Origin of the sequence: Salmonella sp. 32082101201600294FB01SM01 (genome assembly GCF_017572865.1) — a bacterium.
In the GTDB taxonomy this organism is placed as follows: Bacteria; Pseudomonadota; Gammaproteobacteria; order Enterobacterales; family Enterobacteriaceae; genus Salmonella; species Salmonella enterica.
On sequence record NZ_JAGESB010000007.1, the window covers coordinates 46,396 to 62,497 of the forward strand.

General features: G+C 53.1%; 13 protein-coding genes, 4 tRNA genes and 1 pseudogene. 5 read left to right on the top strand and 13 right to left on the bottom strand.

Annotation, left to right across the window (positions count from 1 at the left end; genetic code table 11):
* Window positions 1–33: 33 nt before the first annotated feature.
* Window positions 34–354 carry an iron donor protein CyaY gene (gene cyaY / locus J4645_RS20945; protein ID WP_000999927.1) on the top strand — a complete coding sequence of 107 codons (321 nt, stop codon included), beginning with the start codon at window positions 34–36 and terminating at the stop codon, window positions 352–354.
* 71 nt (window positions 355–425) lie between these two features.
* On the opposite strand, the pseudogene J4645_RS20950 reads toward cyaY, so the two are convergent.
* The 4 genes and pseudogenes from J4645_RS20950 to cyaA all read right to left on the bottom strand — a co-directional run bounded on the left by J4645_RS20950 (window position 426) and on the right by cyaA (window position 4,530).
* A pseudogene (locus J4645_RS20950) lies at window positions 426–784 on the bottom strand (hypothetical protein).
* 11 nt (window positions 785–795) lie between these two features.
* Window positions 796–1,338 (bottom strand): STM3941 family protein, encoded by a 543-nt coding sequence (locus J4645_RS20955; protein ID WP_015406210.1) that lies wholly within the window; start codon window positions 1,336–1,338, stop codon window positions 796–798.
* Window positions 1,339–1,522: 184 nt separating this feature from the next.
* On the bottom strand, window positions 1,523–1,876 hold the full coding sequence (locus tag J4645_RS20960) for a membrane protein (protein WP_000752579.1): 354 nt from the start codon (window positions 1,874–1,876) through the stop codon (window positions 1,523–1,525).
* Between the two features lie 107 nt (window positions 1,877–1,983).
* The gene (gene cyaA / locus J4645_RS20965) at window positions 1,984–4,530 is read right to left on the bottom strand and encodes a class I adenylate cyclase (protein WP_000281719.1); all 2,547 of its coding nucleotides are present in this window, start codon (window positions 4,528–4,530) and stop codon (window positions 1,984–1,986) included.
* A gap of 376 nt (window positions 4,531–4,906) precedes the next feature.
* On the opposite strand from cyaA, the gene hemC reads away from it, so the two are divergent.
* Genes hemC through hemY form a run of 4 tightly spaced genes read left to right on the top strand, consistent with a single transcriptional unit; the run spans window position 4,907 to window position 8,975 of the window.
* A complete protein-coding gene (hemC, locus tag J4645_RS20970; RefSeq protein ID WP_001521319.1) occupies window positions 4,907–5,848 on the top strand; it encodes a hydroxymethylbilane synthase in 942 nt (313 codons plus the stop codon).
* A complete protein-coding gene (gene hemD / locus J4645_RS20975; RefSeq protein ID WP_000025502.1) occupies window positions 5,845–6,585 on the top strand; it encodes a uroporphyrinogen-III synthase in 741 nt (246 codons plus the stop codon). Before hemC ends, hemD begins: the two co-directional genes overlap by 4 nt.
* A gap of 21 nt (window positions 6,586–6,606) precedes the next feature.
* On the top strand, window positions 6,607–7,776 hold the full coding sequence (hemX, locus tag J4645_RS20980; RefSeq protein WP_000138961.1) for a uroporphyrinogen-III C-methyltransferase: 1,170 nt from the start codon (window positions 6,607–6,609) through the stop codon (window positions 7,774–7,776).
* Between the two features lie 2 nt (window positions 7,777–7,778).
* Window positions 7,779–8,975: a protoheme IX biogenesis protein HemY gene (gene hemY / locus J4645_RS20985; RefSeq protein ID WP_001546072.1), complete on the top strand. Its 1,197-nt coding sequence runs from the start codon at window positions 7,779–7,781 to the stop codon at window positions 8,973–8,975.
* A 581-nt stretch (window positions 8,976–9,556) separates the two neighbouring features.
* Here hemY and J4645_RS20990 read toward each other — a convergent pair.
* The 9 genes from J4645_RS20990 to wzxE form a co-directional block, all read right to left on the bottom strand.
* Window positions 9,557–9,633, bottom strand: a tRNA-Pro gene (locus J4645_RS20990).
* A gap of 42 nt (window positions 9,634–9,675) precedes the next feature.
* Window positions 9,676–9,762 (bottom strand) — tRNA-Leu (locus J4645_RS20995).
* A gap of 20 nt (window positions 9,763–9,782) precedes the next feature.
* Window positions 9,783–9,858: transfer RNA gene (locus J4645_RS21000), tRNA-His, on the bottom strand.
* Between the two features lie 54 nt (window positions 9,859–9,912).
* Window positions 9,913–9,989, bottom strand: a tRNA-Arg gene (locus tag J4645_RS21005).
* Window positions 9,990–10,091: 102 nt separating this feature from the next.
* Entirely contained in the window at window positions 10,092–11,477 is a 1,386-nt protein-coding gene (locus J4645_RS21010) for an amino acid permease (RefSeq protein WP_000818378.1), read from the bottom strand.
* 206 nt (window positions 11,478–11,683) lie between these two features.
* Complete coding sequence (gene wecG, locus J4645_RS21015; RefSeq protein WP_000183617.1) at window positions 11,684–12,424, bottom strand: lipopolysaccharide N-acetylmannosaminouronosyltransferase; 741 nt, start codon at window positions 12,422–12,424, stop codon at window positions 11,684–11,686.
* Complete coding sequence (gene wzyE, locus J4645_RS21020) at window positions 12,421–13,779, bottom strand: ECA oligosaccharide polymerase (protein WP_000055605.1); 1,359 nt, start codon at window positions 13,777–13,779, stop codon at window positions 12,421–12,423. Before wzyE ends, wecG begins: the two co-directional genes overlap by 4 nt.
* Window positions 13,776–14,855 carry a TDP-N-acetylfucosamine:lipid II N-acetylfucosaminyltransferase gene (locus J4645_RS21025; protein WP_000217187.1) on the bottom strand — a complete coding sequence of 360 codons (1,080 nt, stop codon included), beginning with the start codon at window positions 14,853–14,855 and terminating at the stop codon, window positions 13,776–13,778. The genes wzyE and J4645_RS21025 overlap by 4 nt, the downstream gene beginning before the upstream one ends.
* Window positions 14,852–16,102 carry a lipid III flippase WzxE gene (gene wzxE / locus J4645_RS21030; protein WP_000050296.1) on the bottom strand — a complete coding sequence of 417 codons (1,251 nt, stop codon included), beginning with the start codon at window positions 16,100–16,102 and terminating at the stop codon, window positions 14,852–14,854. The genes J4645_RS21025 and wzxE overlap by 4 nt, the downstream gene beginning before the upstream one ends.

Below are 16,102 nucleotides of genomic sequence, written 5' to 3' on the forward strand. Positions count from 1 at the left end.
ACTGGCGCTATCACTCAATAGCGGGATAAAACAATGAACGACAGTGAATTTCATCGCCTGGCTGACGCCCTGTGGCTCACCATTGAAGAACGCCTCGATAGCTGGGACGGCGACAGCGATATCGACTGCGAAATCAACGGCGGCGTGCTGACCCTCAGCTTTGAGAACGGCAGTAAAATCATTATTAACCGTCAGGAACCGCTGCATCAGGTATGGCTGGCGACCAAACAGGGCGGCTATCATTTTGATCTGAAAGGCGACGAGTGGATTTGCGATCGCAGCGGCGAAACCTTCTGGGATCTGCTGGAGCAGGCGGCGACACAGCAGGCAGGTGAAAAGGTGAGTTTTCGTTAAGTTTTCAATTCCGCAGGAGAGCCAGAAGAATAGCGCTTTCCTGCGTATATTTAACGAGATATGCGGTCGTATTACCAACCCCGGAATGTGAAATACAGCCAGGTTGCCAGAAACAGCGCGGGCCATACACTCAACCAACCCAAAAACCATAGCGTTGCCAAAAGGTTAGGTTAAACAGTGGCTTCTGCTCGGTAAAAAGTTGACGTAACGCTGGTGACCAACGTTTTTCCTTGATTTCATTGCTGCAATGCTTGCATATCGCTAAACCAAACTTATCTCTTTTTCTCGCTTGAGACAGACCACATGTACGGGTCCTTTTTTGGCGAATAATCAACCATACATCCTGATTATTACAATAAGGGCATGTTTCATGTGTGGGTAGGGTTGCCAGAGGCAGCACATCAATATGGTGAGTAATAACAAAAAACATATATCTCTACCCTATTGTTCCAGGTTTCTGGCAACAGCCATTTTAAAAATATCCTGTAACTCATCTGAATCATAATCGAGATCGTTTAGAGAGATATTCATCACGCGATTACTTTCATGCTTATTCAATAATGACAGAAAATTATTACGCATTTTCTCATTAGTAATTCGCTGACAATAAAGCTCAACATCTTTGACAAAAACGGCCAGCACAGGCGTATTATCGCTAACACGCTCACCAACATAGTCGATTTCATGCCAGTAAACTATTGGTAGCCTGGTTGTGTGTAATGTTACTCCCTCCTGGTTCAACGTTAACTGTGGCTTTCCTGAAAAGGCGGAGTACCAGTAAGCACTTGCGCCTGCTATCATGAGGATTATGAAAAAAACACACATCATCTTTAGCATAATACTATAATTTAGAAAGAGGCTCATCATAAGAGCTATAGCTAACACTGAATAAAACAGAGCTAATTTTATTTGTCGTTTCTTATTCACGTAAATAAGAATAGGGTTGTTTATTGACATATAATATCCTTTTATAAAAACATCCATAAGAAACCATTAAAGAGCTTTTGTTTCTAATATGGTTTTTCAAAACATATTTACGAAAACAATGAAGGACGCGATAGCGTTTGAACGGTCTGAATATTACTACATAAATTGTATAAGAAAAAATATTGTCTAAACCTTGTTCCGCTCAATGAGCATTCTTCGAATGTAGGCTGGATAAGGCGCGTTAGCGCCGCCATCCGGCACAGTATCGCTCTAAAGCCATAATCATATTGATAAGAATAATGGCCGCACATGTGAGCATTAACGCGGTAAAGAACAAAAAGGCGATACCGTACAATTCCCATCCCAAGTCATAGAGAAAATGGTAATTGTCGCAGGAGATGATCACATCCAGGCCGGGACATACTTTTCCCCATCGCCCCCAGTAAGACGCATCCCAGAGTTGAAAACTGGCCATGCTGGCGCATAACGAGAGCAGGCACCCAGCAGATATAAAACAGAATAACTTATTTATAAGAATGAAGCCGAGGCTGACCATCGCCATGACTATCCCTAACAAAATGAACGCATCTGCCACCTCAAACCTCCTCCTGTAAACCAAATGCGGAGGTCACGGTAACGAAGTTGGGTGAAGTTAATGTGAAGCGGTGAACGCCGGCCGGGCAGCGTTGCCCGGCGCAGCACTTACGAAAAATACTGCTGCAATAGCGGCGCGTCATGATCCTGGTTTGCTGGCGGCACGGTGTTGATAGGCTGCGTACGGAATGGGATCACCTGCTCGCGGCCATCAGTTTTCACTATCTGGTAGAACTGCGGCAGGTTAAAGTTGATAAAACTGGAGCCATACGTGAAGCGATCGTGCGATGACGAATAGAAGCGGCTGACGTCGCGCACCAGTTCTTCCTTGCTACCTTCGCAGTGGTGATACACTTCCGCCCGGTTACTTTCATCCAGAATATAAATATTAAAGCCTTTCTCATCACCCGTTTCTTCAAAGAAGAACTGGATAATCCCTTCGCTGGCGAAGCCATCCACCACTGACGGCAATTTCACCTGGTTGGTTTCCACCTGTACCGACAGCCCGTGCAGCTTGTTATGCGAAATCGCGCCGTAAAACTCGATGGCGTTTTCCAGCTTCTGTACCGACACGTTCAGACGCTCAAAGAACAGGCCCCAGGTTTGCCCGGAGACACGCAGCGCCTTGAAGCGACCGGTCTCCTGACGGGTGCTGGAAAGACGTAGCTCGATACATTCGGAAACCAGTTGCTGCACGCGGGTGCGAATCAGACCGCGAAGATGTTGACTGTAGCAGAACACTTCGACGCTATCCGGCGGCGCGGCATCCTGGTGCATTTTCCCCAGAATCGTTTTCAGCGCTTCGATCATCGCCTGCTCGCCGTTAAAGTGCAGAGTACGCACTTCGTTCCACGAGTTGCGATATAACAAGTCGATACTGCCTATCAGACAGTTTTGCTCTTCGCCAAAGCTGAAAACGTCCAGCTTACGGAAGTCAAAATGGACCACTTTATTGCGAAACGCCGCCGTCGGGTCATATTCGAGGTTAACGATAATCGCCAGATGGCGAATTTCACAGGGGCTGTAGAGCGCTTTCGGCGTCGGAGCAGGCAAGCGCAGCGGGAAATGGTGCGAAACATCGGCGACCATCTCCTGTAACTTAGGCAGGTCGACAATACCGTTGCCCTTAATAAACAGATGCGTTCGCGACGTCAGCAGGCCGTTGAACCACGCCCACGCGACCAGCTTATTAAGATAACGGTTATATTCCAGCGGCTGATGACTGATGATGGAATCCATGTTCGGCGCACGGTTGTAGAGATACCAGCCTGAACGGTTGGCGCGTCCCGGCGGCACATGGATAAAGGTTAAATTCGGCTCGGACAGATCCGGCGATATCTGCGGGTTCACCAGCGTGACTTTACCCGGCAACGCTTCAAACGCCGCGTACAGCTTACGCGTCAGTACGCCGATATCCTGCGGGCTGGCACTCACGCTGAGGTTGTTGCGCCGCGCAAAGCGAATCAGATTACGATAGCTTTGCATCATGGCGTCGAGCAATTCGTTGTGAGCTTCGCGCACCTGATCGATTTTCCAGTTTGCGCGATTATCGAGCATGGTCAGACGCGCGTCGTCCCATCCCCACTCGCTGACTAACTGGCTTAATACTTCCCGACGCCAGCCTACGCAGGCACGCTCGCGACTTAATTTCTCGCACACTTTCAGGTAAAAGCAGCGGCGTACTAAATCCAGCCGCGTCGGATCTTCAATCGCCGTCAGGTATTCAGTGACCCGTTCCAGCATCATGCAGTAGGGATCGAGTCCAAACGATACGATTTCACCGTCATGCAGACGTTGTTTAATATCTTTCGCCAGCAGACGTGGGTTGGGATATTCCCATGAGTAGGCTTCCAGCAGCAGCGTTTTCAGCACCGCTTTGTACGGCGAGTCAATGCTCTTGTATAGCTGCCACAGGCTGGCGCCAAAGTACTCTTCGGCGGAGAGCGAGCTTAGGCCCCCCAGATCCAGCCATTCATTTGGCGTTAATACGCCCTGCGCGTAGAGCGTCATGACATAGTCGTCGTAATGCTCTTCTTCGTCGCACGGTACCATACTCCACAGGATACGCTTCCCGGCCAGGCGCACAGCGGTACGATAAAACTCATCAAGCAACAGGATATGCTGCGTAGAACCACAGTCTTCCCCGCCCAGACTGCCGCTTTCGTTATGGCGGAAACGGTTCTCGTCGATCAGGAAGAAGCTCACCTCAACGCCAAGCGAGGCGGCCCAGCTTTCCAGCAGGCTACACTTACGTTGCAGCAACTGACGCTCTTCACCGTCGAGCCAGGACTGATGGCACACCCAGATATCCAGGTCGGACGAGCAGCTCTGCCCGACCGAGGAGGTGCTGCCCATGGTGTAAACGCCGGTAATCGGCAGCTCGCCCTTCGGCGGGTCCTGCGGCGTCATACCGCGGTACAGCTCAAGTTCGTTCAGATAGTGGCGTTGGGTTTCATCAGGCGTGTAGAAGCAAATACCGCTGGGAACGTTACCATCAAGGTAACCCGGCATCAGTGGATGGTGATAGTGCAATAATGTCGGCAGAAGACTGTAAACCTGCTGAAAAGCGGGTCCCATGGCAGCAAGCGCGCGATCCACACGCAGTTGATTTATGGCATCCAGTCTCTGTTTCAGAGTCTCAATATAGAGGTACAAGACGTATCGCCTGATGTTGCTACCCGTCATGGTGCAGGTCAGTACTTGACCGTCGCCATTCGGGATAAACCGTATGTCAAAAATAACCGTTACCCTTTCTCGCCTGCATATTTTTATCTAATACCGACGAAAAAATGGTCTAAAACGTGATCAATTTAACACCTTGCTCATTGACCGTAAAGAAAGATGCGCTACATACAAGTGTAGCACCGTTCGCTGCGTGTAAATTCTTAAATACGGGCTGGCGGTTTCTCGTCATTATTCACTGTCATTGACGACACTGCGCCTTATCCTCTCACTCACGGTGACCGGAAAACTAACATACTCTCTATAAGGATGTTAGGATGGTCAATGATTGATAATGACGGTAACAAGCATGTTAGACAATGTTTTAAGAATTGCCACACGCCAAAGTCCCCTTGCGCTTTGGCAGGCACATTATGTCAAAGACGCATTGATGGCAACCCATCCGGGACTGACGGTAGAACTGGTGCCGATGGTCACACGCGGCGACGTGATTCTCGATACTCCCCTGGCGAAAGTGGGCGGTAAGGGACTGTTTGTTAAAGAGCTTGAAATCGCGCTGCTGGAAAAGCGCGCTGATATCGCCGTGCACTCTATGAAAGACGTTCCGGTGGCCTTCCCGGACGGTCTCGGTCTGGTGACCATTTGCGAGCGCGAAGATCCGCGCGACGCGTTTGTCTCGAATAAATATCACAGTCTGGACGATCTGCCCGCGGGTAGTATCGTCGGGACGTCCAGTTTGCGTCGTCAGTGTCAACTGGCGGAACGCCGTCCGGACCTCATTATCCGTTCGTTGCGCGGCAACGTCGGCACACGTCTCGGCAAGCTGGACAACGGCGACTATGACGCCATTATCCTGGCCGTGGCCGGTCTGAAACGCTTAGGTCTGGAGTCGCGCATTCGCACAGCCTTGCCGCCCGACGTTTCACTTCCTGCCGTAGGCCAGGGCGCCGTCGGGATTGAGTGTCGTCTTGACGACGCGCGAACGCAGGCGCTGCTCGCACCGTTGAATCACTCGCAAACCGCGCTGCGCGTAACGGCGGAACGCGCTATGAACACCCGCCTGGAAGGCGGTTGTCAGGTGCCGATTGGCAGCTATGCAGAAATCATCAACGGTGAAATTTGGCTACGCGCGCTGGTTGGCGCGCCGGACGGTTCGGTGATGGTGCGCGGCGAACGTCGTGGTTCTCCCGAGCAGGCGGAGCAAATGGGCATCTCGCTTGCAGAGGAACTGCTGGAAAACGGCGCACGCGCGATTCTGACGGAAGTTTATAACGGCGAGACGCCCGCATGAGTATTCTGATCACCCGCCCCTCTCCCGCAGGGGAAGCGTTAGTGAGCCGTCTGCGCGCACTGGGGCAGGTGGCCTGGAGTTTTCCACTGATTGAATTTGTCGCCGGTCGGGAGCTACCCACCCTGGCCGACCGCCTGACGACGCTGACGGAAAACGATCTGGTTTTTGCCCTTTCACAGCACGCCGTCGCCTTTGCTCACGCCCAGCTCCAGCGGGATGGCCGAAACTGGCCTGCGTCGCCGCGCTATTTCGCGATTGGCCGCACCACGGCGCTCGCCCTTCATACCGTTAGCGGGTTCGATATTCGTTATCCATTGGATCGGGAAATCAGCGAAGCCTTGCTACAATTACCTGAATTACAAAATATTGCGGGCAAACGCGCGCTGATTTTGCGTGGCAATGGCGGCCGCGAACTGCTGGGCGAAACCCTGACAGCTCGCGGAGCCGAAGTCAGTTTTTGTGAATGTTATCAACGATGTGCGAAACATTACGATGGCGCGGAAGAAGCGATGCGCTGGCATACTCGCGGCGTAACAACGCTTGTTGTTACCAGCGGCGAGATGTTGCAACGGCTCTGGTCGCTGACTCCCCAGTGGTATCGTGAGCACTGGTTACTACGCTGTCGGCTATTGGTCGTCAGTGAGCGTCTGGCGCACCTCGCCCGGGAACTGGGCTGGCAAGATATTAAGGTCGCTGATAACGCCGACAACGATGCGCTGTTGCGCGCATTACAATAACTCTCATAATGGGATGCCATAATGACGGAACAAGAAAAATCCTCCGCCGTGGTTGATGAGACCAGGGAGAGCGTGGAAACCACGCCACAGCCAGTTAATACCGAGAAAAAAAGTAAGAACGGCGCCGCGCTGGTATTAAGCGCGGTGGCGATCGCGATTGCCCTGGCGGCAGGTATTGGGCTTTATGGCTGGGGGAAACAGCAAGCAACCGCGCAAACGGAAACCAGCGATGCGCTGGCGACGCAACTGACCGCCTTGCAAAAGGCGCAGGAGAGCCAAAAAGCGGAGCTGGAAGGGATTATCAAAAAACAAGCGGCGCAGTTAGATGACGCGAATCGCCAACAGGCGGCGCTGGCGAAACAGCTTGATGAAGTACAACAAAAAGTCGCCACTATTTCCGGCAGCGATGCTAAAACCTGGCTGCTGGCGCAGGCTGATTTCCTGGTGAAACTCGCCGGACGCAAGCTGTGGAGCGATCAGGACGTCACTACCGCCGCTGCGTTGCTCAAAAGCGCTGACGCCAGTCTGGCGGACATGAATGACCCCAGCCTCATTACCGCACGACGCGCGATTACTGACGATATCGCCAGCCTGTCATCCGTTGCGCAGATCGACTACGACGGCATTATTCTCAAACTCAATCAGCTCTCTAACCAAATCGATAACCTGCGTCTGGCGGATAACGATACCGATGGTTCGCCGATGGATTCAGACAGCAGCGAGCTGTCCAGCTCGCTAAGCGAATGGCGCGTTAACCTGCAAAAAAGCTGGCAGAACTTTATGGACAGCTTTATTACCATTCGTCGCCGCGATGATACCGCCGTACCGCTGTTGGCGCCCAACCAGGACGTCTATTTACGCGAAAATATTCGCTCCCGCCTGTTAGTCGCCGCGCAGGCCGTGCCACGCCATCAGGAAGAAACATACCGTCAGGCGCTGGATAACGTTTCGACCTGGGTTCGCGCTTATTACGATACTGACGACGCCGCGACAAAAGCCTTCCTGGAGGAGGTCGATAAATTAAGCCAGCAAAATATCACGATGGATCTGCCGGAAACCCTGGAAAGCCAGGCGATTCTTGAAAAACTGATGCAAACCCGCGTGCGTAATCTACTGGCGCAACCGACAGTCTCTACGGCAGCGCCTGCCACGCAGACAGACGCTCCGGCAACCGCGCCGCAAGGAGAATAATGATGCTAAAAGTATTATTGCTCTTTGTGTTGTTGCTCGCGGGTATCGTGGTCGGCCCGATGATAGCCGGTCACCAGGGCTATGTGTTAATCCAGACCGATAACTACAACATTGAAACCAGCGTCACCGGACTGGCGATCATTCTCATCGTCGCTATGGTGGTGCTATTCGCCATTGAGTGGTTGCTACGCCGTCTGTTTCGTACCGGCGCGCACACCCGCGGTTGGTTTGCCGGCCGTAAACGCCGTCGCGCCCGCAAGCAGACCGAACAGGCGCTGCTGAAGCTGGCGGAGGGCGACTATCAGCAGGTTGAAAAGCTGATGTCAAAAAATGCCGACCATGCTGAACAACCGGTGGTAAATTATCTGCTGGCGGCAGAAGCGGCGCAGCAGCGCGGCGATGAAGCACGCGCTAATCAGCACCTTGAACGTGCGGCAGAGCTGGCGGGGAACGACACCATCCCGGTCGAGATCACACGCGTGCGCTTACAGCTGGCGCGCAATGAAAATCACGCGGCGCGTCACGGCGTGGACAAACTGCTGGAGGTCACGCCGCGTCACCCGGAAGTTCTGCGTCTGGCGGAGCAGGCCTATATTCGCACCAGCGCATGGAGTTCTTTACTGGATATCATCCCATCCATGGCGAAAGCGCACGTTGGCGATGAAGCGCATCGCGCCATGCTCGAACAACAGGCGTGGATAGGACTCATGGATCAGGCGCGCGCCGAGCAGGGCAGCGAAGGATTACGCACCTGGTGGAAAAACCAAAGCCGTAAAACCCGCCATCAGGTGGCGCTGCAGGTCGCGATGGCCGAGCATCTGATCGAATGTGACGATCATGATATGGCGCAGCAGATTATCATCGACGGTCTAAAACGCCAGTATGACGATCGACTGGTGCTGCCCATTCCTCGCCTCAGAACCAATAATCCGGAACAACTGGAGAAAGTGCTGCGCCAGCAAATTAAGACAGTAGGCGATCGCCCGCTGTTATGGAGCACACTCGGTCAGTCGCTAATGAAACACGGTGAATGGCAGGAGGCGACTCTGGCTTTCCGCGCCGCGCTGAAACAACGCCCGGACGCGTATGATTATGCCTGGCTTGCCGATGCGCTTGATCGACTGCATCAACCGGAAGAGGCCGCCGCCATGCGGCGCGACGGCCTGATGCTGACATTACAGAACAATCCCCCGCAGTAATCCCCCCTTGCCCGGTGGCGCTTCGCTTACCGGGCCTACCGCCTACACAAAATCATTCGGGATGCATAAAAAAACGCCTGCCCGGTTAAGGGGCAGGCGTCAAAACAGGTCTGTATGACAACATAAAGGGGTGCTTCACTCAACGTTGTGTCCAGGGTGTTTGATGAGGCGTAAGCGACATCTGTCAGTGGACGATAAGCACCGTAAACGGCTCTGCATCATTCCTGAGTTTATGAGGCCAGAAGGCGAACATAAGAGATGGAATGAGCATCTACCCGTACATTATTGCACATAACGTGCCATCTTTGCACCGCTAAAAAACAGGCGCAGGCGTTAAAAAAACGTAGAGAATTCACGCGATTGTCATCCCCCCGCCGCTGGCGAGGTTTTAGCGTGTCGCCTGGCGGAGACAGAACAGGATGTTTTTTATAAAGTGATTATAAATCAATAGATTATTCGTCACCGAATAGCGACAAATAAAGTCTGGGATATCGCCAATAAACCATAATGGCAACACGTGCGGGATAAGTAGTTGAAAATGAACAGAAAACAAAAAACCCCGCCGAAGCGGGGTTCAAAATTGGTCGGCGAGAGAGGATTCGAACCTCCGACCCACTGGTCCCAAACCAGTTGCGCTACCAAGCTGCGCTACTCGCCGATATACTGCTTTTTTGAATTTTTAGTTCAATTCATTGAGTCGTGGTGCGAGGGGGGGGACTTGAACCCCCACGTCCGTAAGGACACTAACACCTGAAGCTAGCGCGTCTACCAATTCCGCCACCTTCGCGTTTCACAACTCTATATTAATGGGGTGGCTAATGGGATTCGAACCCACGACAACTGGAATCACAATCCAGGGCTCTACCAACTGAGCTATAGCCACCACTGAAACTTTTTACGCGGTATTAAACCACCGCAGCTCAAGCACCTAAATAAATGGTACGCCCGACAGGATTCGAACCTGAGACCTCTGCCTCCGGAGGGCAGCGCTCTATCCAGCTGAGCTACGGGCGCTTAGCGCCGTTGCGGGGGTGGATAATACGGACTTCACACCCCGCTGTCCAGTGCCTTTTTAAATAAAATGCGCGTTTGGTTATGCTTTGCGCATTTTGGCGCTTATTCCCCCACCTTGTGGGCGGTTCCGTGACGATTCAGACCGAAAACTTTGTAGACCAGCGTGACGGCCAGCAGGAAGATGACGCCGACAAACAGCGACATGCGCGTATCTTCATTAAAGTACATGCCGATTAAAACGCAAACCAGAAACGCCATCGTCAAATAGTTCGCCCACGGGAACATAATGGAACGAAAAGGATGATCCGCAATCGCTTCTTTATGCGCCCGACGAAAGCGCAGTTGGCTAATCAGAATGACAAACCACGGCACCATCCCCGGCAGTACGCTGGCGCTATAAACGTAAACAAAGACGCGCTGCGGATTGGGGATGATGTAGTTCAGGCAAGAACCTACCAGCAAAATCAAAATAGAGAGCGCCACGCCCGCGACCGGCACGCCGTGGCGAGAGACTTTCGCGACTGCCGCCGGCAGTTGACGGTTTTTCGCCAGCGCGTAAAGCATACGCCCACAGCTATACATTCCGCTGTTACAGCCAGAGAGCGCCGCCGTCAGCACGACAAAGTTGATAATGCCTGCCGCGGCGGTGATGCCGATTTTCGCGAAGGTGAGCACAAAGGGACTGCCGTTGCTGCCAATCTCATTCCACGGGAAAATGGTGACGATCACGAAAATCGCGCCAACATAAAAAATCAGGATACGCCACAGCACTTTACCCACCGCGCTACGCAACGTCACCTGCGGATTCTTCGCTTCACCGGCGGTAATACCGATCAACTCAACCCCCTGATAAGAGGCCACCACGATACATAATGCGGTCAGAAAGCCTTTCCAGCCGCCGGCAAAAAAGCCGCCATGCTCGGTCAGATTACCAAAGCCAATCGCCTGGCCGCCGTTACCAAAACCGAAGAAAATCACCCCCAGGCCGATGATGATCATCACAATAATCGTGGTGACTTTGATCATCGCAAACCAGAACTCGATTTCACCATACAGGCGCACCGCAGCCAGATTCGCCAACGCGACCAGTCCGACGGCAATCAGCGCCGGTATCCACTGCGCCATCTCCGGAAACCAGAACTGGACGTAGACCCCAATGGCGGTAATTTCCGAGATCCCGACCGCCATCCACATAAACCAGTATGACCAGGCGGTAAGATAGCCAAAAAAAGGACTCATATACCGGTGGGCGTACACGGCAAAGGAGCCGGTAACAGGTTCCAGAAAGAGCATCTCCCCCATCGAACGCATGATGAAAAAGACGAACAATCCGGCGATGATATACGCCAGCAGCACTGACGGGCCCGCCCATTTCAGCGTACTGGCGGCGCCCATAAAGAGTCCGACGCCGATGGTGCCCCCGAGGGCAATCAATTCAATATGACGAGCTTCCAGCCCACGCTGTAGCTCCGGTTTTTTCTCTGCCATAAATCCTCATGTCGTGTTTGCAACGGTTCCGGTAGTACCGGTTATTGTTATGGGTACATCGATTGTTGCGAATATTTTCTTAAATTTGGACAAATGGCAAATGGAGCATTAAAAAAATGCACTTATTGTGTAAGAAATCATCGATTATGTTGTAAATGAGCAGCGCCATAAGCACAATCCGCTGCTCAAGTCATCAGAAGGGAGAATTAGAGATCGCCAGTATAGTGCCAGCGAAGGTAGCGCAGCAGACGCATCTGGCGGGTAATACGCTTCGGTTGAGAAAGCAGACGATACAACCACTCCAGCCCCAGGTTCTGCCATATTTTTGGGGCGCGTTTGACGTGACCGGTAAACACATCATAGGTACCGCCCACCCCCATATATAGCGCATGGGGATGCACTTCCCGACAATCGCGCATGAGTAATTCCTGTTTTGGCGATCCCATCGCGACGGTGACAATTTTCGCGCCGCTGGCATGGATACGCGCAAATAGCGCCTGACGCTGCTCCGGCGTAAAGTAACCGTCCTGGCTACCCACAATATTGACGTTCCACTGCGTCCGCAGTTTTGCTTCCGTCTGCGCCAGCACCTCAGGCTTGCCGCCGACAAGAAATACCGGTGTGCCTTCTTTACCCGCGCGCGCCATTAACGCTTCCCAAAGGTCGGCACCAGCCACACGAGAAACCTGCGCCTGCGGAAATTTTTTACGTATTGAACGCACCACGCTGATTCCATCGGCATATTTAAATTCCGCCGCCGCTATCAACGCGCGGACTTCCGGATTATCTTCCGCCGTCAGCAGCTTTTCGGCGTTGATCGCCACCAACGTGCCTTGCTTCAGTTGACCATCGGCAAACAGATAATTCAGCGCATGTGACATGTCGCGCCAGCCAATCAGAGGTAACCCGCGCAGCGAGTAAAGGGGCGCAGCGGCATTATTGGTCATAGTTTTCCTTCCACCTGTGCCTGAGGGAGCGAAGTTGTACGTTTATGAATCAGTCCGGCGCTATCAAATAACCAGAACAGAAGCTTAGCGACCAGCAGGCTGGCGCCAAAAACCACCAGGAAGAAAACCACGCGCGAGACAAACGAATCCAGCCCTTCTCGCGCCAGCACAATCATATTAAAGATGGCGCCAAAGCAGAAACTGTGCAGAATCGCCGCCTTATAGCGATTGGGCTCCCGGTTACCCAGTTCATACAGCCAGTCGAACCATTTGATAATCAGCCCGACGACGATCGCGCCGAGCGGAATAAACAGCGCCCCACCCATGACCACCAGCGATCCGATAAGCGTTGGCGATATCGCCAGGCCAGAATGGTTGTTCAGGACTTCCCAGGTGAAGTAATTCGCAGAATTCAGCACGATACTGGGTCGTCCCGGCCATAACCAGGTGGGAATAAAGACGTAGAAATCACGCACGATAGGGGCCAGCCCCTGAAAATCGATATTGTGGTAATTTTGCAACAGCAGCGCCAGATTCTCCCACGGCGAAAAGGTATCGCGCGTCAGATAAAGAAACGTATAGAACGCCTCATCGCCGCTCACATTTAATCCGTAGCGTTTGAGCGCCAGCCAGAACATACCGACAATCCCCAGCACGCCCGCCGCCGCCAGCATCCACAGGCTGATCCAGCCCCGAATAATGCCGATAAACAGGAAGATAGCAAACGCAATAATGATGTTGGCGCGCGTGCCGCCGACAATCATGTAGGTCAACAGGCCAAACGCGACGGTGCTCACCAGAAAAAACAGCCACGCTTTGCTGTCCTGGCGCAGGAAATAGACCACCAGCATCGCCGGAATGAAGAAATAGAAGAACCGTTTTAACGCCACGCCGGAGACTTCGCTGGAAAAGATCTGGCTGTAGGAGTGCAGCCGGAACAGCAAAAAGCCGTTATGCATAAAGAAAATCGCCACGCTCACCAGCGCGATGCCCATCAGGATCACCCAGGTAAGGTGGGTTTCCACCCGGTTCATGGTAAATAGCGGCTTGCGTGGTACATCCACAACGCGTTTGCGTAAACGCGTTTTATAGGTCACGTAATACACGCCGTAGAAACAGGCGGCGGATAATAGAGCCTGCAATAAGATTTCCGGCGGCGCGACGCCAACGTCGAAACGAAATACCAGCACGCTGGTTAGCGGAAAACCAAAAAAGAAGGTCAACAAAAACAGCAACGAAAAGAAAACGTTGAAGTTAAAACGCACGCGGCGGAATTCAAACCAGGTCAGCGTGGCGATAAACAGCGTAGAGAGCAGCCAGACCACCAGCAGCCCGCTGAATTGCATTAAACTCATTCGGCTTCTCCTGCGGCGATTCTCAACGCATTATGCCACGGTTGCAGGTAGTTGGGGCTAAAGAAGGTGATGCCGCTTTTATCTACCGATGCGAGCTGACGCTGCGCCTCGCGCACGACCTGCTCATTAAGATCGTCCGTGGTAAACAGGACGGGCAGATGCTGTTCCGCCATATCCTGCCAGAAAGGATTGTCGCGGTTCAGTACGCACGGGATATCGGCCTGAATTAGCAGACACAACGTCCCGATCCCCTGTTGGCGGGCAAAAATAAAATAACCGAGGTCGCACTGGCGCAACAGCGCAAGATAGGCATCAAATTCCATTTTTTCGCTAATAATTTGTAGATTTTCGGCGCTAAATAGCGCCAGACCGGCCTGACGAACCTCATCAATATAGGCCTGGTTATTGGCCGGATAGCCCATCGGCACCACCACGTTTACCGTATCACCAAACTGCTGATACACCGCCCGTAATGCCGCAATATGTTGGTTACTGCGATCGCCGGAGTTCCCTACTAAAATGGTCAATTTCCCCGCACGTTGGCGCTCTTTTGCCATAGCATTCAGGGAAGGGTCCATGCGCGTCGGGAAATAGAGCAACTCGCCGCGTACGCCCGGGTGCTGGCGCGCAAAATAGCTGAGATCGCCGCGCGTCGCGAATACGCCCCCTACTCGTCCCTGCGCGATACGACGAAGCGGGTAGAAAAGGCGGAATTTCAGCCCGTGGGACACTTCGTAGAGATCCGCGCCCCAGATATGCCAGTAAAACTGAGCTGGCTTAATACCGCCGCTTAACAGCGCCAGCCACAGGCTGGTGTTGAACTGACCGTGAAAGAAGAATCTCTGTCGACGATTTGCTTTCGCTTTGGCGATGACCGCCTGCGCCAGCGCTTTCTTACTGCCATAAAAACGAAGCGAGAGCGCCGGGCAGCTTTCCGTGAAGCCGTTATCTTCGCCAGCAACCATAAATTCACGCGCGTGCTCGCTTGTGGCGGCCAGCGTATCATTGAAAAACCGCAACACGGTGTGGTTATGGTGAGGGATATCCGATCCCAGGACGTGAATCAGTACAGTCATGCTCGCCTACGCCAGAGTAAAAATACGCCACAACAAAATGAAAAATAGACAATATAGGTGGCCATATAAGCCTGTGCCGCACCCAGCGCGCCGTGAGCGGGAATCAGCCAGTGAGCGAACGCCGTTAACAGAATGAACTGGCTAATTTCAGCCAGAATGTAAAATCGCAACGACGCTTTGGCAATCACCAGATAACCGAAAACATAGGCGCCGACTTTCAGCACGTCGCCCACTAACTGCCAGGCGAACAGATCGCGCATCGCGGTGAATTTGGCGGAAAAAAGCAGCCAGATAGCAAAATCGCGCAGTAGCCAGACGGTAAAACTCGCCGCCGCGACCGCCGGTAAAACAAATTTCAGCGCTTTTACCACTTCACGCGTAATGTCCTGTTTTTCCGTCAGGCGTGAGAGCGTGGGTAACAGGTAAACGCTGAAGGAGGCGGTGATAAATTGCAGATAGGCATCAGAAATGCTGCTTACACCCTGCCAGATCCCGACATCGCTCCAGCTATAGTGCGCGGCCAGTTGGTTTCGCATCATCACATAGGCAACCGGCATCGTAACGGAGGTAATCAGCGCCATCAGGGTAAATTTACTGAGCTGCCCTGCCAGACCGTTGTCCCAGGAGGGCTTGAGATAGCGTAGCGGGACGGTGCCGCGCTTAATCAGTATCATACCGGCTGGCACTACCACCAGCGCCGGCACCAGCGCCAGGCCAAGCAGAGCGCCTTCATAGCCGCCGACACGGTAGCAGAGATACCAGGCGGCGACGCCCAAAAAGCTGCCGACAATTAACGATAAGGCATTACCCGACGCGTCACGAAAGCCCTTCATTAGCGCCAGCAGCAGGTTCGCCCAGGCGATCCCCATTTGTACCAGCGCAACCAGACGCACCAGCCCTTGATAGTCCGTATGACCGAACAGTCCCTGGCTAATCGGCGCCGCCGCCAGCAGGAAGACCAGCGCCAGCAGCGTAGAGAACCCCAATACCATCGCGGAGGAGGTTCCCACCACGGTACGTAACTGCGCCGGGTTATCATGATGTTGTGCGACAAGTTTGGTAACGCCGTTAAATATCCCCGCGCCAGCCAATACGCCCAGCACGGTGATCATCTGGCGGAAGTTACCCGCTTGTCCGACGCCCGCCGGACCAAAAGAGACGGCCAGTAGTTTCACCACCAGCAGTCCGGCGCCAATTTTTACCAGCGTACTGACCGCCGTCCACAGGGAGGCTTTAGCAAGCGACAT

What these genes read in the sequence shown, in the direction of transcription:
- cyaY (WP_000999927.1), top strand. Translation starts at nt 34, where the DNA reads ATGAACGACAGTGAATTTCATCGCCTGGCTGACGCCCTGTGGCTCACC.
- J4645_RS20955 (WP_015406210.1), bottom strand. Translation starts at nt 1,338, where the DNA reads ATGGATGTTTTTATAAAAGGATATTATATGTCAATAAACAACCCTATT.
- hemC (WP_001521319.1), top strand. Translation starts at nt 4,907, where the DNA reads ATGTTAGACAATGTTTTAAGAATTGCCACACGCCAAAGTCCCCTTGCG.
- hemD (WP_000025502.1), top strand. Translation starts at nt 5,845, where the DNA reads ATGAGTATTCTGATCACCCGCCCCTCTCCCGCAGGGGAAGCGTTAGTG.
- hemX (WP_000138961.1), top strand. Translation starts at nt 6,607, where the DNA reads ATGACGGAACAAGAAAAATCCTCCGCCGTGGTTGATGAGACCAGGGAG.
- hemY (WP_001546072.1), top strand. Translation starts at nt 7,779, where the DNA reads ATGCTAAAAGTATTATTGCTCTTTGTGTTGTTGCTCGCGGGTATCGTG.
- J4645_RS21010 (WP_000818378.1), bottom strand. Translation starts at nt 11,477, where the DNA reads ATGGCAGAGAAAAAACCGGAGCTACAGCGTGGGCTGGAAGCTCGTCAT.
- wecG (WP_000183617.1), bottom strand. Translation starts at nt 12,424, where the DNA reads ATGACCAATAATGCCGCTGCGCCCCTTTACTCGCTGCGCGGGTTACCT.
- wzyE (WP_000055605.1), bottom strand. Translation starts at nt 13,779, where the DNA reads ATGAGTTTAATGCAATTCAGCGGGCTGCTGGTGGTCTGGCTGCTCTCT.
- J4645_RS21025 (WP_000217187.1), bottom strand. Translation starts at nt 14,855, where the DNA reads ATGACTGTACTGATTCACGTCCTGGGATCGGATATCCCTCACCATAAC.
- wzxE (WP_000050296.1), bottom strand. Translation starts at nt 16,102, where the DNA reads ATGTCGCTTGCTAAAGCCTCCCTGTGGACGGCGGTCAGTACGCTGGTA.